This window comes from Streptomyces sp. NPDC033174 (assembly GCF_055577795.1).
The window spans coordinates 117,610-138,940 of record NZ_JBVIPQ010000007.1 but is presented as its reverse complement, the minus strand read 5'-3'; the positions used below and the strand labels follow the sequence as shown (position 1 = coordinate 138,940).

Genomic DNA, 21,331 nt, shown 5'->3' with positions numbered 1-21,331 from the left:
GCTGCCCGCCGCGGCGCTCCGACGGACTTGAGCGGTGGCGCTGCCGGGGTCCCCGATCGAACAATCCTTCATGAGCGACATTCACGGCAGCAGGCACGAGACGTTTCCGCGCGACCCGCGTTCCGGGCCCGACACCACATCCCCTCAGTCGCCCACCTCGCCCGGCGACGGCGGGCCGTCGCCCACGACGCCGCCGCAGGAGCCGTTCGGGCTCCTCGGGCTGCCGGCCCACCGCGCCTGGCAGGTCCTGCTCCTCGCAGGGATCGCCGCACTGGTCCTGGGCGTCCTGATCCTGCTGTGGCCGGGCGCATCGCTGGTCGCCGCCGGTGTGCTGTTCGGTCTGTATCTGCTGGCGAGTGGGGTGACGCAGCTCGTCGCCGCGTTCGGCACCCATGTCTCCACCGCGCTGCGGGTGATGGCGTTCATCAGCGGCGCCCTGTCGATTCTGCTGGGGCTGTTCTGCTTCCGGGGCCCGATGCAGTCGGTTCTGCTGCTCGCCCTGTGGATCGGTATCGGGTGGCTGTTCCGCGGGATCACCCAGGTGATCGCGGCGGCGTCGGATCCGGGGGCGCCGGCCAGGGGCTGGCAGGTCTTCCTCGGAGTGCTGAGCGCGCTGGCCGGGCTCGTACTGAGCGTGTCGCCGTTCGCGTCGGTGGCCGTCCTGACGCTGGTGGGCGGTTGCTGGCTGCTGGCCCTGGGCGTCGTCGAGATCGTCACGGCCTTCCAGGTCCGGTCGCGGGTGAGGCATCTGCGGTCGGGCGTCTGAACGCCCCAGTCCCAGCCCAGCCCGGTCCCCGTCCTCACCCCGGGCCCGAGCCCGAGCCCGAGCCCGAGGCCCGGCCGTCCGATCCGTGCGCTAGATTTTGCCTCTCCCTGACCACGATCGTTTCACTCACGATCGATCTCTTCTGCACACGGAGCCAGCATCCCCATGAGCGACATAGGCGACATCGTCAATGGACTTGGCCGCACGACGGCCTACGGCGCTCTCGGAGTCGTGCTGTTGCTCCTCGGCATCGTCCTCGTCGACGCGCTCACGCCGGGCAAGCTCGGGCGGCAGATCTGGGAGGAGCGCAACCGCAACGCCGCGGTTCTGCTGAGCTCCGCGCTGCTCGGGATCGGCGGCATCGTCTTCACCTCGATCTGGACGACCTACGACCACTTCGGCAAGGGCCTCGTGTCCACCGCGGCGTTCGGTCTGCTGGGTCTGGTGCTGATGGCGGTGGCCTTCTGGTTCGTCGATCTCGTCACGCCCGGAAAACTGGGCGCGACGCTGGTGGAGCAGGAGCCGCACCCGGCGGTGTGGGTGACGGCGTCGTGCAACATCGCGGTGGCCGCGATCGTTTCGGCCTCCATCGCCTGAGGGCCGAGCTCGAGCCGGGGCGAGCCGCGCTGCCCCCGCCGACCCACCCCGCCCGCCCCTCGCAGGCTTCCCCCTCTCCTGGGCCCGGCGCACCCCCGACTCGGCGTGCTCACCGACTCGGCGTGCTCACGGACTCGGCTCCCTCATGGGATCGACCTCCAGGAAGCGGCGCTTGCGCGGGCCCCGGTAGAGCAGCGCCTCCCAGCCCAGCGCCTCCAGTACCCGGGCGCAGGCGCCCAGTTCCCGCTCCTCCTCCTGCGCGGCGCCGCTGCCCGGCGGCCCCAGCCACTCGACCAGGACCGTTCCCTGCCTGTCGGCGGCACTCACCCGGTACCCCGTGGCCGTCCGCTGCCCGTCCTGGTCGACCGCCGAGGGAGTGATCCCCTCGGCCTCCAGGGCCAGGGCGACCGCCCGCACCGGGCGCGTACGCTCCCAGGCGGCCGGTACCGAGACGGGCGCGCGAGCGCCGGGGTCCCCGACGCCCGGGCCGTCGGCACGTGTGCCCGTGAGCCGCCGGATCTGGAGCAGCCCGTCGAAGGCCACGCGCACTTCAGCCGCTCTGTGGGCGGCCTCGCCGGGCGGCGGGGCCGGTCCTTCCCCGGTCGCGGCCTCGAACGCGTCACCGCTCACAGCAGCCTCCGGATGTCGCCGCGCACCCGGTAGAAGCCGCCGGACGCGGCGTGCAGCGCGTCGACGACGTACCGTGCGCCCGTCTCCCGTATCGCGCGCGGGAACTGGACGTTCCAACTGGGCTCGTATCCCTCCGAGACCACGTGGACGCGGACCCGGCCGGCCTCCTGGACGCACTCCACGATCACCGCGCCCGCCGGCGCCGTCGTCACGGAGGCGACGGACGCCGCCGCCGTGGCCGGCGCGTAGGTGGGCAGCGCGGCGGCGAGCTTCACATCGCGGGCGACCGGGACCGTCCCCCGCTGCGCCGCCGCGATCGCGGCCTCGCTCGCGTCGACGCACACCAGGGAGCCGTCGGTGGTGACGAGGTAGAGCCGCTCGTCCCGGTACTGCATGGAGAGCGCCGAGCCACCGCCCGTGCCGAGCTTCCAGAGCCGGGTGCCGTCCCGGTCGAAGCAGTACACCGACGAGGCGGAGTCCCCGGCGAAGACGAAGCGGCCGCCGGGCGAGGTCGCGCACGAGTAGACGGGGCTGTCGCAGCGGTACGTCACCTCGATCGCGCCGTCGTCCTTGGAGAGCCGCTGCACGGCGTGGCGCGCGGTGCCCGCGTACACCGCGTCGTCCTCCTGCCAGCCGAAGAGGACCCCGCCCTGGGTGGCGGTGTGCCACAACTCGCCGCCGCCGTCGGGCGCGTAGGCCGTCACGCCTCGCTGATGTCCGTGGTAGACGGCCCGGTCGTCGGCCCTGACCATCCAGGCGTGCTCGCCCTGGCTCCGCCGGGCCCACTGGTGTTCGTCCTCGTGGTCGATGACGGTCAGCCGTCCGGCGCGGTCCGCGACGTTCAGGACGCCCTCGTGGATGTCGAGCCAGAAGATGTCGACGTCCGCCGCGATGTCGTACGCCGCGAAGGGGAGCTTCGACGAGAGGTCGTACACCCGGCCGTCGTCGCACCCGGCGTAGATCCAGAAGTCGTCCGCGACCAGGCACTTGACGCCGTCCGGCAGGCTGAAGCGGGCGAGGACCTCGCCGATGTGGCTGAGGGTGTAGACGTCGCCGGACTGGTTGCCGACCCAGCAGCGGTCGTCGTCGACGTGGATTCCGAACGCCGAGGAGCCGGTGCGGAAACGCCACAGGACCGGTGCCACCGCGCGGGCGGTCGAAGGCGCCGAGGAGACCTGCCGGCGGGTGACCGCGCGGGCCGCCCGCTGCCCCTGTATCGCCGGCGCGTACCCCTTGCGGACCTTCTCGCCGACCTTCTTGGCCGCGGCGGCCTGCGCCTTGGCGGCGGTGGGGAAGGTCGAGGTCTGGGTCTGGCCGCTCGCGCCGATCCGGCCGTAACGGACCGACACCACCAGGCCGTCGACGGTCACTTCGTAGAACTTGTGCGCGGCGCCGTCGTCCTGTGACAGCTCCAGATACGTCGTCGACAAGGCAGAGCCCTCCCCGGGTCGGACACCGCGGCCGATCCGCGCGTCCATGTCGAAAACGTTAGGGGGAGGCACTGACAACGCCCTCGCGCGGTCGCCCCCGCGGGCGTCAGTCCCCGGACCAGCCGCCCTTGCCCGGGCGGCCGCTGGTCACCGCGTAGTACTGGAGGTCCTGGACGTCGACGCGGCTCTCGACCGGATAACGGCTCCTGACCTCCGCCGTGACGGCGGCGCCGCGTTCGACGGTGGCGCCGCTGAATCCGGTGCGCAGCGGCAGCAGCTCGGCATGGACCCCGGTGGGAGCCCGGTGGGTGTCCGGTTCCGTCCCGGTCACGGTGTGGACGGTCGCCGGGCCGGTGAGGAAGGTCAGGACCTCGACGGTGTCGCGCGGCTCCGCCGTTCCGCGGCGGGGGCTCATCGTCATCTTCTGCTCGCGGGCGGGCGGCCGGGTCTTCGCCCACTGGACCCGCGAGGTCAGGTAGATGGTGTCGCGGACGATCCGCGGCCACTGTCCGGTCTTGAAGCGGGTCAGGTAGTAGGAGGAGAGGTCGAGATAGGCGTAGCCGTTGTGGAGCGAGGGGGCGAAGTGGCTGCCCTCGGAGTAGTCGTTCCAGGTGGTGAGCTGGACCCAGTCGGCGCCGTCGTCGATCGCGTGGTTCCAGCTGGCCCGCAGGGTCGCGGTGTTGCCGGCTTCGTCGTACACGCGCTGGTTGGGGCGGGCGTCCTGGACGGAGACCGGCTGCATCCAGATCTTGCCGAGGCGGTGGGCGAGGCGCGTGTCGGCAGTGGCTCCGGCCTGGCCGGTGTGGCTGCGGCTGCCCCATTCGGAGAAGCCGTGGCTGATGGCGGCGAACCGCTCGGCGTTGCCGCGCAGGTTGAGGAAGAGCGGGACCAGGGCGGTACGGATGCCCCGGCCGCGCAGCTCGGAGACCGTACGGGTCCACCAGGCCGGGTCCTTGGCCTCCGCCTTGAAGGGCGAGACGACAAGTCGGCCGTCGGCGAGGCGGTGGGCGGAGGGATGGCGGCCCAGTTCGGCGAGCGCCGTGGCCAGCGTCGCCGGATCGGTGTTCAGGGAGGTCATGTCCGGCATCAGCATGATCTTGAAGCCGGGGTCCTCCGCGCGGGCGGCGTCGAGCAGCAGGTCCACCCGTTCCCGGTTGCGGCCCGTCAGGGAGAGAAGGTCGACGCTGAAGCCGTCGAGTCCGGCGGCGCGGGCGGTGCGGACCTCCTGGCGGAGGTTGGCCAGTTCCCAGTCGCCGTTCTTGGGCGCGACGGGTAGGGGACGGTCGCGCAGGAGACCGCCGTAGGCCTCGTGCTTGCCCTTCTCGCCGTCGGGATTGAGGTAGTTGCGGCTGTAGTAGTCGTCCTTCGCCGGCCGGTTGTCCAGCGAGAGGGGGTAGGGCGTGAAGTAGTGCGCGAAGACCAGCCGGGAGGAGCCGCGCAGTTCCCGGGCGCCGGGAAGGTCGAAGGGCAGCTCCGTGCCGGGCTTGCCCGCCGCCGGCGGGTGCTGCGGGGGCGGCGGCGCCTGGGTGCGGGCCATGGAGCTGCCGGCCCAGGCGCCGAGGAGGAGTACGCCGAGCAGCAGCCCCGGCAGCAGCCGGCGCCGGCCGCGCGCGCGGTGGCGGCGCGGGGTCGGCGGGCCTGCGGGCATGTCCGTCATGGCGTTCCTTCCGGGCTGCGTGAACCACCGCGGAACCCCGCGGGCGTGCCAGTAGTAGAACCGATCCGGCGCACCCGTACAACACGCCCCGCCTGCGCGGAAGTCGCTACCGCGTACCGCTTCCGAGCCGGTCGGTGCGGTGACCGGCGACGTAGGTGTCCAGCGTGTCGTTCCGCATCGCGGCCCACAGCGCGCCGGCCTTCCTGTCGTCGAGGAGGACGACGGACTGGCCCTTGATGGTGGGGGTTCCGGCGACGGGCGCGTTCATGAAGACCATGCGGCCGGGGCGGACCTCGCGGGAGCTCCACAGCAGGTCGCGCAGGTCGCCGTCGCTGAGCCGGTCGTCGACGCTCACGCTCGCGGTGAGGTCGTCGAGGAGCTCGGTGGCCTTGACGGGGTTGGTGAGGTTGCGCGGCGTCATGACCTTGGCGAGGACCGCGCGCAGGAAGTTCTGCTGGCGGTGGGTGCGGTCGAGGTCGCCTCTGGCGAGGTGCTTGCGCTCACGGACGTACGTGAGGGCCTGGGTGCCGTTCATGTGCCGGACCTCGCCGTCGACGGTCAGGTCGACGCCGCCGACGGAGTCGGTGAGGTTCTTGAAGCCGTCCCAGTCGATGACGGCGAGATGGTCGACGCGTACGTCGGTGAGCCGCTGGACGGTGTCGATGAGCAGGGGCGGGCCGCCCCAGGAGAACGCGGCGTTGAGCTTGGCCCTGCCGTGGCCGGGGACGTCGACCCAGGAGTCACGGGGCAGGGAGACGACATAGGCGTTGGAGTGGTCCGCCGGGAGGTGGACCAGCATCATCGTGTCGCTGCGCTGGGCTCCGTACTTCCAGCTGGGTGCCTTCGCGTCCCTGCCGGTGGTCGGGAGGTCGGACCGGCTGTCGACGCCGACGAGCAGGAACGTCTCGCCGCCCTTGCCGGGCGGCGGCCGCTCGGCGCCGGGCGCCGGGCTGGGGAAGACGTTCGGTATGCGCTCGACGCGGCCCGTGTAGTGGCCGACGGCCCACCATCCGGCGCCGCCCACCATCAGCACGCCGATACCCAGGAGGACGCACGCGCCGAGCAGGACGCGTCCCGGTCTGACCTTTCGGCGACCAGGAGGCGCGGTTTGCGCCACATCGGCGGCCTCCGTCTGCGTGCCCGGCTCGTCCCCCTTGCGCACCTGCGCCCCCTCCCGCAAAGGGGACTCACCTGCGTAACCCCCGGTGCGACAGAAGTATCATGCGATTAGCCGTGATCACACCGGCCCCCGTAGTGCGAGATGAACACGCCATCACTCAATGGCATCTTTCATGCAAACAGCAGCGGAGGTACGTGTGTTTGTCGTACTGTTCCGCGTTGCGACAGATGTTCATCGATCAGGGGGTTGATGAACAGGATGTCGAACGTCAACACGTGCCGGGGGGGTACATGTGGCATGCCCGTACAACTGAGACCGCTGCGCCTGGAGAGACCAGGTCCAGGCCGGTTCACCCACATCCACGCGCAAAGGCGCGCTGGTACATGCCCGCCGCGCTCACGGTGGACATCGCCGGTGTGGGACTGCCCGTCGCGCTGATCCTGCGCGCAGAGCACCAGCCGCACGCGCTTGTCTGCGCGTTCGCGGCCGCCACGGCCTGGGGCCTCGTACGCCTCGTCCGTGACCGATATGTCCGCAGGGAGCTCGGCGAGTCGCGCGGCAGCCTGCCCGTGCTGCACGACTGGCTCATCCTGTTGGGCGTGCTCGCCGTGCTGCGGGCCGCCGCCGATCTGCACCAACCGCCGCTGCTCTGCCTGCTGGCGCTGCTGCCCGCGCCCGTCCTGACGCTCGTCTGCCGCAAGGCGACCTATCACCACCTGGTCGCGGCGCGGCGCGAGGCGCAGGTCGTCACGCGGGTCCTGCTGCTCGGCGAGCCGACGGCCGCGGGCGACGTGGCCGAGCATCTGGCCGGACGCACCGACCATCCGTACGTGGTGGTGGGCATCGTCGCCATCGGCGATGGCCCGGTGCGGACCGGTGCGCCCGTCGCCGCCCGGCTCAGTCCCGCGATGCCCGGCACGCTGGAGGCGGACACCGCTCCGGTACTGGCCGCCGCCCGCGAGCTGGAAGCGGATGTCGTCCTGGTCGCCGCGGGCGCCCTCATGGCGGGCGAACGGCTGCGCAGGCTCTCCTGGGGTCTGCACGACGCCGGGGCGGAACTGGCGCTCGCGCCGGGACTGGTGGAGTTCTCCGTCAAGCGGCTGGAGACCACGTCGGCGGCCGGGATGGCGCTGCTGCGGGTCGCGCCGCCGGTGCGCGGCGGAGTACAGCCGCTCCTCAAGTCCCTCATGGACCGGGCAGGCGCCGCGCTGGGCCTGATCCTGCTGTCGCCGCTGTTCCTCGCGATAGGGGCCGCCGTACGGCTCACGTCGACGGGCCCGGTCTTCTACCGCCAGGTGCGCATAGGCCAGGACCGTGTGCCCTTCGTGATGTGGAAGTTCCGCACGATGTTCCTGGACGCCGACGCGCGCAAGGCGGAGCTGACGCAGGCCAACGAGCACGACGGGCTGATGTTCAAGATGCGGCGCGATCCGCGGGTCACCCGGGTCGGCCGGCTGCTGCGGCGCACGTCGCTCGACGAGCTTCCCCAGCTGATCAATGTGCTGTGCGGTTCGATGTCGCTCGTCGGCCCGCGCCCGCCGCTGCCCGAAGAGGTGGCCCGTTACGACGAGGTGGAGCACCGGCGGCTGACGGTCCGGCCCGGTATGACCGGCCTGTGGCAGATCAGCGGGCGCTCGGACCTGTCGTGGGACGAAACGATTTCCCTTGACCTCCACTACGTGGACAACTGGTCGTTCACCAGCGATGTCGATGTGATGGCCCGTACGCTCCGCGCCGTCGTCGACGGTCGCGGCGCGTACTGACGGGCCGTGCGCATGAGGTCAGTTCTGCTCGAGCCACCAGGCGTAGGTGGAGGCGATGCCGTCCCGCAGCGGGATGCCGGGCTTCCAGCCGAGGCCGGTGAGCCGGGACACGTCCAGCAGCTTGCGCGGGGTGCCGTCGGGCTTGGTCGTGTCCCAGGCGAGCGTTCCGGTGAAGCCGGTCACCTCGGCGACGGTCTCGGCGAGTTCGCGGATCGTCAGGTCCTCGCCGCAGCCGATGTTGACCGGCTCGTTCCCGTCGTAGGAGCCCAGCAGCACGGCGCAGGCCGCCGCCAGGTCGTCCACGTGCAGGAACTCCCGGCGCGGGGTGCCCGAGCCCCAGAGCTCGACCTGCTCGCGCCCCTCCGTCGCAGCCTCGTGGAAGCGGCGGATCAGGGCGGGCAGGACGTGCGAGGTCTCCAGGTCGAAGTTGTCGCCGGGTCCGTAGAGATTCGTCGGCATCGCCGAGATGTAGGACGCGCCGTACTGCTTCCGGTACGACTGGACCTGCACGATGCCGGCGATCTTCGCCAGCGCGTAGGCCTCGTTCGTCGGCTCCAGCGGTCCGGTCAGCAGCGCGTCCTCGCTGATCGGCTGGGGCGCCAGCTTCGGATAGATGCAGGACGAGCCGAGGAACAGCAGCCGGCCGACACCAGCGGCGTGCGCTCCCGAGATCACGCTCAGCTGGATGCGCAGGTTGTCCTCGAGGAACTGCACCGGGAAGGTGCTGTTCGCCATGATCCCGCCGACCTTGGCGGCGGCGAGGACGACGGCGTCCGGCCGGACGTCCTTCAGGAACGCCTCGGTCGCGGCCCCGTCGCGCAGGTCCAGCTCGTCGCGGCCCCGGGTGATCACCTCGTGGCCGTCGGCGGTCAGCCGCCTGGCGACGGCGGATCCGACGAGGCCTCGGTGGCCCGCCACGAAGATCCGGGCGTGCGCGGGCAGGTACGGCAGCGATGCAGTCATGGACGGGATCATGCCAGGCCCCGTTCCGCCGCCGGGGGCATACCCCGCTTTTTTGTACGAATGACACTCTCTTTCTGGGGGAAACCCGCATGAGCAAGACAGCACTGATCACCGGCGTCACGGGACAGGACGGTTCGTACCTCGCGGAGCTGCTGCTCTCCAAGGGCTACACGGTGCATGGGCTCGTGCGGCGCTCGTCCAGCTTCAACACCGAGCGCATCGATCACATCTACCAGGACCCGCAGCAGGCGAACCGCTCGTTCGTGCTCCACCACGCGGACCTGTCCGACGGTGTCGCGCTGGTGAACCTGCTGCGTGACATCCAGCCCGACGAGGTCTACAACCTGGGCGCGCAGTCCCATGTCCGGGTGTCCTTCGACGCCCCGCTGTACACGGGCGACGTGACCGGCCTCGGCGCGCTGCGGCTCCTGGAGGCCATCCGCGCGAGCGGTGTCGACACCCGGATCTACCAGGCGTCGTCCTCCGAGATGTTCGGCGCCACGCCGCCCCCGCAGAACGAGGGGACGCCGTTCCACCCGCGCAGCCCGTACGGCGCCGCCAAGGTGTTCGCGTACTGGACGACGGTGAACTACCGCGAGGCGTACGGCATGTTCGCCGTCAATGGCATCCTCTTCAATCACGAGTCCCCGCGCCGCGGCGAGACCTTCGTCACCCGCAAGGTCACGCGCGCCGTCGCCCGGATCAAGGCCGGCCTCCAGGACCGCCTCTACATGGGCAACCTCGACGCCGTACGTGACTGGGGCTACGCCCCCGAGTACGTGGACGCGATGTGGCGGATGCTCCAGCAGGACGAACCGACCGACTACGTGGTCGCGACCGGCGTCCCCGCCACCGTGCGGCAGTTCGTCGAGACGGCCTTCTCCCACGCGGACCTGGACTGGGCGGAGTACGTGCGCTACGACCCCAAGTACGAGCGTCCGAGCGAGGTCGACGCCCTGATCGGCGACGCGAGCAAGGCGAACGATCTTCTTGGCTGGAAGCCCACCGTCCTGGTGGAGGAGCTGGCACGGATCATGGTCGACGCGGACATCCGCCAGGTGAACGATCAGCTGGCCGGCGTCACCGTGCGCATCGACCGCTGACCTGCCATTTCTCGCACGCGGCCGACTCGGGGCACCTGGGGCGGCCGCTCAGCGGGCCCCCGCGCTCATCCGAGATACCGGATTGGTCAAGTGTGGCGCCGGGCCCGTCATTTCATCGTACAGTTCGCATTCACACATCGAATGTGCACGAATTCTCGCCACATTGAACTGGGCTCACGCCTGGGGGGAACATGCGTAAATCCTGGGGGCTCGCCGCTGCCCTCGTCCTGACGGTTGGCGCGGCCGGGGTCGGAGGGTGGGCCCTGGCACCGCAGGCGGAGGCAGTCACTCCGCCCGTGGCCTTCACCGCGGACGATCTGCCCACCTGGCAGACCAACGGCATCGTCTGGGCGCTGGCCCAGACGAACGACACCGTCTTCGTCGGCGGCACCTTCTCCGAGGTCCGCCCGCCCGAGGGTGCCACCGGCACCCCCAAGAGCGCCGTCAACTTCGCCGCCATGAACGCGGCGACCGGGGCTCCCACCTCCTGCACCCTCTCCTTCACGGTCGCCGAAGGCAGCGCGACCGTTCGCACCCTGGTGGTCTCGCCGGACCAGAAGACGCTCTACGCGGGCGGCTACTTCGGCGCGGTCAACGGCACGCCGGTCAGCAGCCTCGCGGCGATCGACATCGCCACCTGCACGCCGAAGGCGAGCTTCACGCCGAGCTTCCCGGCCACGGTGCGCGCCCTGGCCGTCACCGACACCACCGTGTACGCCGCGGGCGACTTCGGCTCGGTCGAGGGCCAGACCCGCGAGCGGTTCGCGGCGGTGAGCACCTCCGGCGCCCTGCTGCCGTTCACCGCCAACGCGGACGAGCCCGGCCGGGCCATCGAGGTCACGCCGGACGGGAAGAAGGTGCTGCTCGGCGGCGACTTCTTCAGCGTCAACGGCTCCAACTCGCACGCACTGGCCGTGGTCGACGCCACCTCCGGCGCGGTGACGAAGGCGTACCCCAACGGCTTCATCCCGTCGAACTCCGTCGTCAAGGACATCGAGACCGACGGCACCGGCTTCTACACCGGCAACGAGGGCACGGGCGGTGGCGTCTTCGACGGCCGTATCGCCTTCAACCTCAGCGACTTCGAGCAGCGCTGGCGCGACACCTGCCTCGGCGCCACGCAGGCTGTGAAGTCGTACCAGGACGTGCTCTACAGCGCCTCGCACGCGCACGACTGCTCCACCGTCGGCGAGTTCCCCGACGGCGCCAGGCACCACCTGCTGGCGCAGCCCACCACGAGCACCGGCAAGCTCGGCTGGTTCCCGGACACCAACGACGGCCTCGGTGAGGGCATCGGCCCGCGCGCGTTCGCCATCTCGGGTTCCGGCGCCACCAAGTACCTGTGGGTGGGCGGCGAATTCACCACCACCAACGGCTCGGACCAGCAGGGTCTGACCCGGTTCGCGAGCGGACCCGACACCGGCGCGCCGAGCGTGCCGCAGGTCAGCGCCGCGAGCATCGCGCCGAACCAGGTCCACGTCCGGTGGCGCTCCAGCATCGACCTCGACGACAGCAAGCTGACGTACCGGGTCTACCGCAACGGCTCCGCCACGCCGATCCACACCGTCGAGGGCGAGTCGCTGCTCTGGGCGCGCCCGCAGGTCTCCTTCAAGGACACCTCGGTCGAGGCCGGCAAGACCTACAGCTACCGGGTCACCGCCTCGGACGCCGACGGCAACACCAGCGCGCTGTCCGGCAACGCGACGGTGACCGTCACCACCTCGGAGGCGGCCTACCCGACCCAGGTGATCGCCGACGGCGCCAACCTGTACTGGCGCTACGACGAGACGACGACGCCGTTCGCCGCCGACTCGTCCAACGCCAACAACAACGGCCTGTACGTGAACGCCCCGACGCTGCGGCAGACGCCGCCGGCCGTCACCGGCGCCAGCACGGCGGTCGCGCTCAACGGCACGGACGAGCAGATCTACAGCGACCGGCGGATCAACTCGCCCGGTTCCTACACCATCGAGACGTGGTTCAAGACGACCACCAACCGCGGTGGCAAGCTGATCGGTTTCGGCAACAACACCGTCCGCAGCAGCAAGAACTACGACAAGCACCTGTACATGACGAACTCCGGCAACCTGGTGTTCGGTGTGTACAGCGGCAGCACCCGGACGCTGACGACCCTGGGCACCTACAACAACGGTGCCTGGCACCACGTGGTCGGCACCCAGAGCCCGAACGGCATGACCCTGTACGTCGACGGCAAGCGGATCTCGTCCAACACCGTCGGCAGCAGCCAGCAGTACTCCGGTTACTGGCACGTGGGCGCGGACAACCTCTCCGGCTGGCCGCTGAGCCCGTCGAGCACGTTCTTCGCCGGTCAGATCGACGAGAGCGCCGTCTACCCGACCGCTCTCACCGCCCAGCAGGTGGCCAAGCACTACTCCCTGGCCTCCGCCCCGGCGGACACGGTGGCCACCGTCACCGCCACGGAGGACAGCTACGTCAACGCGGGCGCCGCGGCGACCAACTACGGCACCTCGGGCTCGCTCGCGGTCCGTGGCACCTCGGCGTACGAGTCCTACCTGCGGTTCACCCTGCCGCAGGCCCCGGCCGGCACGGTCCTCAAGAACGCCCGCCTCGCGGTGAAGACCACCACGATGACGGGTGCCGGCACGACGGACGACGTCAGCGTCGTCCCGGTCACCGGCGCGTGGACCGAGTCCGCCGTCACGTACAACAACCGTCCGGCACTGGGCACCTCGCCGGTCGGAACGCTCAGCGGGGCCACGGACGGCTCGACCGTCTACTCCGCCGTACTGGACCCGGCGGCCCTCGCCGGTCAGCTCGGCGGCTCGTACAGCCTCGCGCTGAAGAGCACCGGCACGGACCCGCTGTGGCTCTGGTCGACGGAGGCCGCGGCCGCGGAGGGTACTCCGCAGCTGGTGCTGACCTTCGGCGCCCCGTAACACCCACGCCGAGTCAGTGACAACAGGATGCGGGGCCCGGACATCCGGGCCCCGCATCTCCCGTAGCACAGGAGCCCTTTCATGCGTGCCTTCCACCGGCGTCCGGCGGCGGCCGCGGTCGTACTGACCGCCGCTCTGTTCTCCCTGGCCGCCTGCTCTTCCGACAGCGAGCCGACCGCGTCGGCCTCCCCGCGCCCACCCGCCGCCTCGCGCGGCGCGGCCGACGCGCTGGACGAGGCCGAGGCCACTCCCACCCCCAGCGCCGGCGCCTCCAAGAAGGGCGCGGTGCTCCCGGACCCGAAGCTGACCCCGGCCACGGGGTCGTTCACCTCCGCCCAGAAGAAGTTCCTGAGCGGACGAGTGCCCGCCGACATGGACCCGGCGGCGGTGCTCCAGACCGGGCAGGAGTCCTGCCAGCGTCTCGAACGCACCGCGAAGCGAGACCGGGACGCCGCCATCGGCGCGATCATCGCGGGCGAGATTCCCGACGCCGAGGCCGCCACCACGCATTTGTGCAAGGCACAGAAGCCGCTGGTGACGGCGGCCGCCAAGGGCTTCCCCGACGGCACGGAGAAGAAGCCGGCCGCCGGGACCTACCGGGCTCTGACCACCAACTCCGCCTGCACCTGGCGGGCGATGGGCAGCGGCGGCAAGGTGCTCGCCTCCGGTCCCACCACCGGCGCCACCGGCAGGATCACCGCCAAGGTGCCGGCCGGCACCCGGGAGTTCGTCTCCACCGGGTGCTACGCCTGGCTGCCCGTCTGATGCGGCGGGCCGTCTGAACCAGCGGGCCGCGCGTCCCTCTCGGGGGCGCGCGGCCCGTTCTTACACCGCGGCCCGTTCGTACGTCCCCGAGGGGTCAGGGCCGCGCGGCCCGTTCGTACACCCCGAGGAGGGTGTCGAGCACCGCCTCCATCGAGAACGCCTCCGTGGCCAGCTTCCGGGCCGCCGCGGAGGCGCTGTCGTTTGCGGCCGGCTCCAGCAGGTCGAGCACGGCGGGCGCGAGACCGGACGCGTCGGCCACGACCCGCCCGGCGCCCGCGTTCTCGATGTCCCGGGCGAGGCCGTTGGACGTGGTCACGACCGCCGGCGTGCCCACCGACAGTGATTCCAGTACGGACATGGGGAAGGGCTCGTCGACCGAGGGCAGCACATAGACGTGTGCCCGGCCGAGCTCCTCGCGCATCCGCTCGGACGACAGCGCCCCGGGGCAGGTGACCCGGTCGCCGACGCCCAGTTCGGCAATGAGCGCCTCCACGGACGCGCGCTCGCCCTCGTCCGGCCCGGCCACCACGAACTCGGCGTCCGGGTGGGCGCGCAGGATCTCCGGCACCGCGGCCACGAAGTCCCGGGGGCGCTTGCGGGCCTGGAGCCGGGCGGCATAGAGGATCCGCGGCGGGCCGCTGAGGGCGGGCCTCGCATCCTGGCCCGGGACGCCGTTGACGAGCCGTACCGCGTGCTCCAGCGGGTGCCCGACGACCGCGTCGAGGCCGCCCCGCTCATGCCCGGTGAGATACAGCACGGCCGAGGCACGGCGCAGCACCCGGCGGACCGCCACGGCATCCAGGACCTTGGCGAGGAGCTTCTCGCTCGGGTCGACCATCCCGTGGGTCTGCAGGACCAGCGGGCGGCCGGCGCGCAGCGCGGCCAGCGCGATCGGCAGGGTCACCAGGTCGCGGGCGAGGTGGACATGGACCACATCGGCGTCGCGCACCAGCCGGCTCGCGCCGGCCAGGAGCGCCGGGGACGTGATGCCACTGAAGCCGAGCGGCAGGATGTTCCGGGCCTGGAAGAGACGTGCGGGCACCCCCTCCACGTCGGTGGGCAGGGGGCCGTCGAAGCCGTCTCCGAGGGCCACCAGGCGGGCCTGGTGGCCGCGTTCGGCCAGCCCCTGGCAGAGGTTGAGGGCGACACGCACCGGCCCGCCGAAGGCGTGGGTCGGGCTGTGCAGGGTGACCGCGTGCAGGACTCTCATGCGGGCTTCTCGATCTGTCGGCGGCCGTCGGCGGTGTGCAGGGTGAGTTCGGGCAGGTCGCGGTGGAGCGTGGTGCCCGCGGCGACGACCGCGTGAGGGCCGACGGTGACACCGGCCAGCACGGTGGCGCGCGCGGCGACCCAGGCGCCGTCCGCCACGGTGATGGGCGCGTTGCGGTAGCGGAAGTCGACTGCACGGTGGTCGTGGCTGCCGGTGCACAGCAGCGCCTCCTGGGAGACGCAGACATGGGCGCCGAGAGTGATGGGCTCCAGATTGAGGAGCCAGGCGCCCTCGCCGATCCAGGTGTGGTCACCGACGGTCAGCTTCCACGGCCACAGGACCCGCACGCGGTGGCGTATCAGGACCCCTTCGCCGATCCGGGCGCCGAAGGCGCGCAGCAGCGCGACCCTGAGCCGGGCCGGGCAGAACCAGGCCATGAAGACGGTGTTCATCACCGCGAACCAGAGGGCCTGCGTCAGCTTGCCTCGGCCCTTGTCGTATCCGGCCAGCGTGAAGGCCGTGAGATTGCGCATCATCCACCCCACCGGCGCCTCCCCTGGCGCCCGAACGTTCAGACTAACGGTTGACCGAAGGTGACGGTGAGGGCGTCGGTAGACTGCCGCGGGGTGACTTTTCAGGGGGCGGCAGTGGCAACGGATGTACGCGGTACGGCGGGGCCATCGGCGGCCGGGGGCGGCTCCCCGCCCGTGCCCCCGCCGCCGATACTGCTGGCTCCGCCGGCGTCACCGCGAACGCTCCTCTCCCGCGCCGCTTCGGTGCCGCTGGCACTGGGTCTGACGGTCTTCATGCCCCTGCTGGTCGCGGTCCAGCCCGGCTCGGGCGTCCGTGACGCGGCGTACTACCTTCAAATCGCGCTGACCATGTACGCGGGCGCCCGCCTCTCGGCGATGATCCTCACCAACCGGCGCAAGCTCCTGCAGGGCTCGTTCTGGCTGTTCGTCTACATGGCGATGGGTGTGGCGCCGCTCGCGCAGGCCGTCCTCGGCCGGGTGCCGACTCCGGTCGTCGGACCGCGTTCGGACCTGACCATGGCCGTGGCGCTCGTCCTCGTCGGCTGCGCCGCCTTCGACGTGGGTTCGCTGCTCGCCCGCGGGCGGCCGGGCGGGACGGGACGCGGGGCGCGGCGCCCCGCGCTGGCGCACCGCCGCAGGCTCCACCTGCTGGTGCTGATCGCCTTCGCGTGCAGTGGATTGTTCGTGATGAAACTGGGCGGCCCGGCGGTGTTCTTCAGCAGTCGCCAGGAGATCATCGCGGGGATCGAGGAGGCCGGAGTCTCCCAGGCCGACTCGCAGGCCGGTCAGGCGCTCCTGCGCGGCTTCGGTACGGTCCCGGCGCTCATCGCGCTGCTGGCGTACAGCCGTTGGCTGGTCACCTCCTGGCGGGCACGCCGCTCCCCGGTGGTCATCGGGGTCTTCCTGGCGCTGGTCGGGCTCAACCTGGTGGTCAACAACCCCATATCGAATCCGCGCTACTGGTTCCTCACCGTCATGTTCGCGCTGCTGTTCACCGTATTCCCGGTGAGCGCGGCGATGTACCGGTCGGCGCTGAGTCTGGGCGTCATCATGGCGCTGGTCGTCTTCCCGATCTCCGACCGCTTCCGGTACGACGAGAAGAACTACAAGCCCGTCGAGTCGACCTCGCTGCTCGAACCGCTGGCGATGAAGGACTACGACCAGGTCGGCATGTTCGCGAACACCATCACCTTCGTGGACTCGGGGGCCCGGCACCGGTACGGACGTCAGCTCGCCGGATCCGTGCTCTTCGCGGTGCCCCGGTCGGTCTGGCCGGGCAAGCCGCGCGACACCGGCGTGATGGTCGGCCAGTGGATGGGGGCGGTCAACACCAACCTGTCCTCGCCCATCTGGGCGGAGCTGTGGATCGACTTCGGTCCGCTGGGCATGGCCGGCGGAATGGCGGCGATGGGATACGCCGCGGCGCGCGTGGACCGGCGGTTCGCCGCCCGGGGCACCCGGCGCGCGCCACCGGGCAGCCTGATCTCGATAGTGGTGCCGCTGGTGGCGGGCTATTCGTTCATTCTGCTGCGCGGTCCGCTGCTCCAGGCCTCGGGCCGGGTGGCGATCGCGCTGATCTGCGTCGCGCTCATCACCACCTGGCGTCAGGACAAGGGCGCCGTACTGCGCTGAGCGTCACTCGGCTCGCTTTCGGGGGCCGTCCGGACGACCCGCAGCCAGGCGGCGAAGGCCTTGAGCGCGGAGCCCGCGGCGAGCCCCCAGGCGGCGCCGAGCGCGCCCCCGAGGAGGTAACCGGCGAGCATCAGTGCGACGGCCAGGGCCGAGAAGACGACCTGGACGGACAGGGTGGAGCGCGGGCTGAGCACGCGCAGGGTGACCAGGGCGCAGGTGCCGAGCGCCATCACGGCGTACTGGGTGCCGGTCGCCGGCAGGAGCGAGGACGCGGAGTTCCAGGTCGCGCCGAGGAGTTGGCGGCCCAGGTGGTGGGGCAGCGCGTACAGGACGGCGGCCCAGCAGAGCGCGACGGTCGCGAGGACGCCGCCGAGGGCGGCCGCCGCGCGGCTGGTGGCGCGCTTGGAGCCGAGCCGGCCGAGGACCGGCGGTCCGAAGGCGTTGACGGAGGTGAAGAGCACGTTGAGCGGGCCGAAGAGCGTGGAGGCGCCGCGCAGCGCGCCGACCGCCAGGGGGCTCGCGAAGAGTCCGAGCCCGAGGACGGCGAGCTGGCTGGAGGCGTTGCCGACCGCGAACTCCACCACGAACCGGCGCCCCAGGTGGCCACGGCGCAGATAGCCGCGTACGGGCCCGGGGCGGCCCGCGACGAACGGCCGCAGCAGCGCGAGGCCGAGGAGGACCGCGGGCAGCGCGGAGAGGCCCCAGACGGCGACGAGGCGCCCCGGTGAGGCGTGGTGCGGCTGGGTCAGCAGCGCGGGGACGACGCACGCCAGGCGCAGCACGTCGGCGGCCAGCGCGCGGTGCGGCTGGCGCAGCGCGGAGAAGCAGTAGCGCAGCCCGTCCTGGACGAGGACGACCGGCAGGACCAGACCGAGTGCGAGGAAGGCGTGGCCGCTGCTGCCGCCCGCGACGGCGCCGCCCAGCGCGAGCGGCACCGCGACGGCGGCCGAGGCCGCCGCGGTGAACGTGAGGGCGGAGCGGGCGGCGGATCCGACCTCGTGGTCCTCGCCGCGCTCCAGGACGACCGTCTGTCCGACGAAGGCCATGTTGAGGCCGAGCAGGACGGTGAAGGTGACGTACACCAGGGAGAACGCGGCGAAGCCGTCCGCGGTGGACGCCCTCGCCGCGATCACCAGGACCGCGATGTTGGTCAGACTGGATGCCGCCTGGTCGAGGACCGAGGCGGCGACGGTGACCGAACGTCTCACCGATCACCCAGGCGGATCGAACGCAGCGCCACGGTGTCGGAGCCGTCGCCCTGGATGACCTGCTCCGGCTCGGAGGGCTCGTTCGGCGGCGCGGGCCGGTCGGAACGGCCCCGGGTGCCACCGCGCTTGGGCTGCTTGGGGGGCTTGCTGCCCCGCCCCGAGGGCGGGTGGGTGACGGCCCCGAGCACCGTTCCGCCGGCTCCCGTTATCAGTTCGCGGATGCGCTGGAGGTCGGTGCGGTGGGCGCTGCGCAGGTCGCACACGACCAGGACGCCGTCCACCCGGTCGACGAGCGCGAGCGCGTCGGCGTAGGCGAGGACGGGCGGGGCGAGAACCACGACGGTGGAGTTGGGCGAGTCGGCCTCGGCGATGAGCCGGGAGGCTCGTGGGGAGGTGAGGGCTCCCGCCACGTTGCGGACCCGCTCGCCCGGTACGAGACCGAAGGAGCCGGACTCGCCGGCGTCCACGGAGAGATGGCGCTGGCCGGGCCAGCCGGCGTCCTCCATGCCCGCCATGTCGATGGGCTGGCTCCAGCGCGGTGCGCCGGTGGCGTTGGCCCGCAGCCGGCCCGCGAGGGTCGGGGTGCGCAGGTCGGCCTCGATGAGCAGCACGTCCTTGCCGGTCTCGGCGAAGGCGGCGGCGAGGTTGGTGGCGACGGCGACGGCACCGTCGTTGTCGCCCCGGGGCGCGACGACGAGAAGCCTGCGGCGGTCGCCGAAGCGCTTGTCGTAGGCGAGCCGAAAGGCGACGGAACGGTATTCCTCGCTGATGCGGGGATCGGCGTGGTCTCCGGCGAGCAGGTTGTCGGTGGCGCCGCGTGGCAGCGTGCCGAGGACGGGGGCGCGCACGGCGCGGGCGACGTCGCCCGCGGAGCGCGGGGCGGGGTCGAAGACGAGCCGGACCCAGGCGGCGAGGAGGCCCAGCGCGACGCCGACGAGTCCGCCGAGGCCGAGGCTCATGGGGATGCCGGGGCCGTCGCTGTAACCGGGCGGGGTCGCGGTCTTGATGACGTTGCCGGGGGTCATGTCGAGGGCCTTGTAGCCACTGAGGCGGCCCTCGAGTTCGGTGACCCGGTTGAAGAGCTGGACCTTGGCGCCGACCTCGGCGTCGCGTGCCGCCCCCTCCCTCATCCGGTCGACCTTCTTGACCTGCTCGTCGTGCTTGCGGGCGACCTCGTCGAGCTGCTTCTTCACCCCGGCGAGCATCGCGTCGCGCAGGTCCGTCGACTGCTTCTTGCGCAGGTCGAGATAGGACTGGGTGAGGGCGTTGGCCCGGTCCGCCGCTGCCTGGGGGTCGTCGGCGGTGTAGGTGAACTGCAGCACCATCGACTGCGGCGGGTTGGTGACCTGGAGGTCCTTCTGGAGCTTCCCCAGCGTGCCGGTCCAGCCGAGTCGTTTGGCGGCTCCCTCGGCGACGCTGGTGCTGAGCGCGGTCTGCCGCTCGGAGCCCATGTTGACGGTCTTGTCCTGCGAGATGCTGGGGTTGAACGGGTCGCTGGTCGGTGCGCGCAGCACGACCTGGCTGGTGGCGACGTAGGTGTCGGCGTTGGCTATGCCGAGCCACAGACCACCGAGCAGCCCCACGCCTATGCCCGCTCCGATGATCCTGCGATAGCGCAGCAGCTGGCGGAACTGGTCCCGGAGCATCTCCGGTTCGTCGTTCTCCACCGATGTTGCGTACGTGGTGCTCACGTGCCCCGTACCCCCATGGCTTCCTCGATCAGAGCATCGATCCGGGCGAGGCCGGCCCGCTTGGTCAGATGGGCCTCGACATGGCGCGGTCCCTGGGCGCCGAGCGCCTCGGCGGCCGCCGGATCGTCCGCGAGTCTACGGACCGCGGCGAGCAGCGCGTCGGGGTCCTCCGGTTCGACGAGCACTCCGGCTCCCGAGCGGCGCACCTCCTGGGCGGTGCCGCCCTCGGAGGCGACGGAGGCGACGACGGGCCGGCCGGCCGCGAAGTACGAGGTCAGTTTGGAAGGGACGCTCATGTCGAGGACCGAGGCGCGCTGGGTGACGGCGAGGACGTCGGCGGCCGCGAGGACGTCCGGGAACTCGTCGTCGCTCACCGGGGGCAGGAAGTTCAGATTGGGGACGCCGGCGGCGAGCGTGGCGAGATGCTCGCGCTGGTTGCCGTCGCCCAGCAGGACCACGCGGACGGCGGGGTCGCGGCGGGCCGTCTCGACGAGGACTTCCAGGCCCTGCTTGAGGCCCATGTTGCCGGAGTGCAGGACGACCGTCTCGCCGTCCGCCCAGCCGAGCCGTGCGCGGGTCTTCTCACGGGGCTCGGAGGGCCCGGAGACGTGCGACCAGTTGGGTACGAGCCGGATGCGGCCGGGGTCGACGCCCATGGCGCGGACCTTGTCGACGAAGGTCTCGTGGATGACGCCCACCAGGGTCGCGCCGCGCAGTGCGTAGGTCTCGGCCTTGGAGGCGAGCGCGGCGGCGCGGTCGCCTCCGCGTATGCCGCTCTGTGCCGCGGCGGCGCCCATCAGGTCCTGGACGACCGGCACGTACGGGACGCGCCAGCGGGCGGCGAGCCGGGCGCCTATGACGCCTCCGGCGAGGCTGGGCATCTGCGAGAGCACGGCGTGCGGGGGGGCGATGCGCGGCGGCGCGACGAGGCCGTGGAGCAGCACGGACGCCTCGAAGGCGCCGCGCTTGAGGGCGGTCTGCCGGGGCGGGACGGTGTGGCGGCGGCGGTGGACGACGACTCCGGCGCGCTCCTCGGTCCGCCGCCAGGCGCCCGCGTAGGCGGGGTCGAGCGACCAGGACGGGTAGTGGGGCATTCCGGCCAGGACGTGCGTCTCATGACCGAGGCTCGCCCAGTGCTCGGCGATCTGGGTGGCGTACGGGCCGATTCCGGCGTGCTCGGGCGCGTAGTTGGTCGACACCATCAGGAACCGGCGGCGCGAAGTGCCCGCTGTTTCCCGGGTGTCCCTGGATTCCGTCACGCGTGTGATCCCTCTCCCCGTACCTGAAACCGGCCTTTACCCTAATCGTTCACTCACTCTCAACGGAATGTGCACGCTATGGTCGG

At 71.6% G+C, this 21,331-nt stretch carries 17 protein-coding genes; 7 read left to right on the top strand and 10 right to left on the bottom strand.

The genetic code is table 11. The features are described 5' to 3' along the window. Window positions 1–70 precede the first annotated feature (70 nt). Together ACZ5VC_RS22650 and ACZ5VC_RS22645 are read left to right on the top strand one after the other, a co-directional pair. A complete protein-coding gene (locus ACZ5VC_RS22650) occupies window positions 71–766 on the top strand; it encodes an HdeD family acid-resistance protein (RefSeq protein ID WP_469121840.1) in 696 nt (231 codons plus the stop codon). A gap of 174 nt (window positions 767–940) precedes the next feature. Next, window positions 941–1,363 carry a DUF350 domain-containing protein gene (locus tag ACZ5VC_RS22645; RefSeq protein ID WP_468704772.1) on the top strand — a complete coding sequence of 141 codons (423 nt, stop codon included), beginning with the start codon at window positions 941–943 and terminating at the stop codon, window positions 1,361–1,363. A gap of 126 nt (window positions 1,364–1,489) precedes the next feature. Here the strand turns inward: ACZ5VC_RS22645 and ACZ5VC_RS22640 are convergent, their stop codons facing one another. From ACZ5VC_RS22640 to ACZ5VC_RS22625, 4 genes are all read right to left on the bottom strand, one after another. Further along, the gene (locus ACZ5VC_RS22640) at window positions 1,490–1,993 is read right to left on the bottom strand and encodes a hypothetical protein (protein WP_469121839.1); all 504 of its coding nucleotides are present in this window, start codon (window positions 1,991–1,993) and stop codon (window positions 1,490–1,492) included. Further along, window positions 1,990–3,423: a WGR domain-containing protein gene (locus ACZ5VC_RS22635; RefSeq protein WP_469121838.1), complete on the bottom strand. Its 1,434-nt coding sequence runs from the start codon at window positions 3,421–3,423 to the stop codon at window positions 1,990–1,992. Before ACZ5VC_RS22635 ends, ACZ5VC_RS22640 begins: the two co-directional genes overlap by 4 nt. A gap of 106 nt (window positions 3,424–3,529) precedes the next feature. Further along, a complete protein-coding gene (locus ACZ5VC_RS22630; RefSeq protein WP_469121837.1) occupies window positions 3,530–5,080 on the bottom strand; it encodes a glycoside hydrolase family 71 protein in 1,551 nt (516 codons plus the stop codon). A gap of 106 nt (window positions 5,081–5,186) precedes the next feature. Beyond that, complete coding sequence (locus ACZ5VC_RS22625; protein ID WP_469121836.1) at window positions 5,187–6,242, bottom strand: LCP family protein; 1,056 nt, start codon at window positions 6,240–6,242, stop codon at window positions 5,187–5,189. A 341-nt stretch (window positions 6,243–6,583) separates the two neighbouring features. On the opposite strand from ACZ5VC_RS22625, the gene ACZ5VC_RS22620 reads away from it, so the two are divergent. Beyond that, window positions 6,584–7,963, top strand: a complete 1,380-nt coding sequence (locus ACZ5VC_RS22620) for a sugar transferase (protein ID WP_469121835.1) — start codon at window positions 6,584–6,586, stop codon at window positions 7,961–7,963. An 18-nt stretch (window positions 7,964–7,981) separates the two neighbouring features. On the opposite strand, the gene ACZ5VC_RS22615 is transcribed toward ACZ5VC_RS22620, so the two are convergent. Continuing rightward, complete coding sequence (locus ACZ5VC_RS22615; protein ID WP_469121834.1) at window positions 7,982–8,926, bottom strand: GDP-L-fucose synthase family protein; 945 nt, start codon at window positions 8,924–8,926, stop codon at window positions 7,982–7,984. 89 nt (window positions 8,927–9,015) lie between these two features. Here ACZ5VC_RS22615 and gmd point away from each other — a divergent pair, with 89 nt between their 5' ends. From gmd to ACZ5VC_RS22600, 3 genes are all read left to right on the top strand, one after another. Beyond that, window positions 9,016–10,029 (top strand): GDP-mannose 4,6-dehydratase, encoded by a 1,014-nt coding sequence (gmd, locus tag ACZ5VC_RS22610; RefSeq protein ID WP_469121833.1) that lies wholly within the window; start codon window positions 9,016–9,018, stop codon window positions 10,027–10,029. A gap of 191 nt (window positions 10,030–10,220) precedes the next feature. Next, window positions 10,221–12,947: a CBM96 family carbohydrate-binding protein gene (locus ACZ5VC_RS22605; RefSeq protein WP_469121832.1), complete on the top strand. Its 2,727-nt coding sequence runs from the start codon at window positions 10,221–10,223 to the stop codon at window positions 12,945–12,947. Window positions 12,948–13,028: 81 nt separating this feature from the next. Further along, a complete protein-coding gene (locus ACZ5VC_RS22600; RefSeq protein ID WP_469121831.1) occupies window positions 13,029–13,712 on the top strand; it encodes a hypothetical protein in 684 nt (227 codons plus the stop codon). Window positions 13,713–13,806: 94 nt separating this feature from the next. Here the strand turns inward: ACZ5VC_RS22600 and ACZ5VC_RS22595 are convergent, their stop codons facing one another. Together ACZ5VC_RS22595 and ACZ5VC_RS22590 are read right to left on the bottom strand one after the other, a co-directional pair. Beyond that, complete coding sequence (locus ACZ5VC_RS22595; protein WP_469121830.1) at window positions 13,807–14,922, bottom strand: glycosyltransferase; 1,116 nt, start codon at window positions 14,920–14,922, stop codon at window positions 13,807–13,809. After that, window positions 14,919–15,455 carry a WcaF family extracellular polysaccharide biosynthesis acetyltransferase gene (locus ACZ5VC_RS22590; protein WP_469122127.1) on the bottom strand — a complete coding sequence of 179 codons (537 nt, stop codon included), beginning with the start codon at window positions 15,453–15,455 and terminating at the stop codon, window positions 14,919–14,921. Before ACZ5VC_RS22590 ends, ACZ5VC_RS22595 begins: the two co-directional genes overlap by 4 nt. A gap of 174 nt (window positions 15,456–15,629) precedes the next feature. On the opposite strand from ACZ5VC_RS22590, the gene ACZ5VC_RS22585 reads away from it, so the two are divergent. After that, window positions 15,630–17,087: a hypothetical protein gene (locus tag ACZ5VC_RS22585; protein ID WP_469122126.1), complete on the top strand. Its 1,458-nt coding sequence runs from the start codon at window positions 15,630–15,632 to the stop codon at window positions 17,085–17,087. Here the strand turns inward: ACZ5VC_RS22585 and ACZ5VC_RS22580 are convergent. Genes ACZ5VC_RS22580 through ACZ5VC_RS22570 form a run of 3 tightly spaced genes read right to left on the bottom strand, consistent with a single transcriptional unit; the run spans window position 17,060 to window position 21,188 of the window. Continuing rightward, window positions 17,060–18,295, bottom strand: coding sequence for an MATE family efflux transporter (locus ACZ5VC_RS22580; protein ID WP_469121829.1), 1,236 nt, complete (start codon window positions 18,293–18,295; stop codon window positions 17,060–17,062). The genes ACZ5VC_RS22585 and ACZ5VC_RS22580 overlap by 28 nt on opposite strands. Next, window positions 18,292–19,941, bottom strand: a complete 1,650-nt coding sequence (locus ACZ5VC_RS22575) for a tyrosine-protein kinase domain-containing protein (protein ID WP_469122125.1) — start codon at window positions 19,939–19,941, stop codon at window positions 18,292–18,294. Before ACZ5VC_RS22575 ends, ACZ5VC_RS22580 begins: the two co-directional genes overlap by 4 nt. A 41-nt stretch (window positions 19,942–19,982) precedes the next feature. Beyond that, complete coding sequence (locus ACZ5VC_RS22570) at window positions 19,983–21,188, bottom strand: glycosyltransferase family 4 protein (protein ID WP_469122124.1); 1,206 nt, start codon at window positions 21,186–21,188, stop codon at window positions 19,983–19,985. Between the last annotated feature and the right edge of the window lie 143 nt (window positions 21,189–21,331).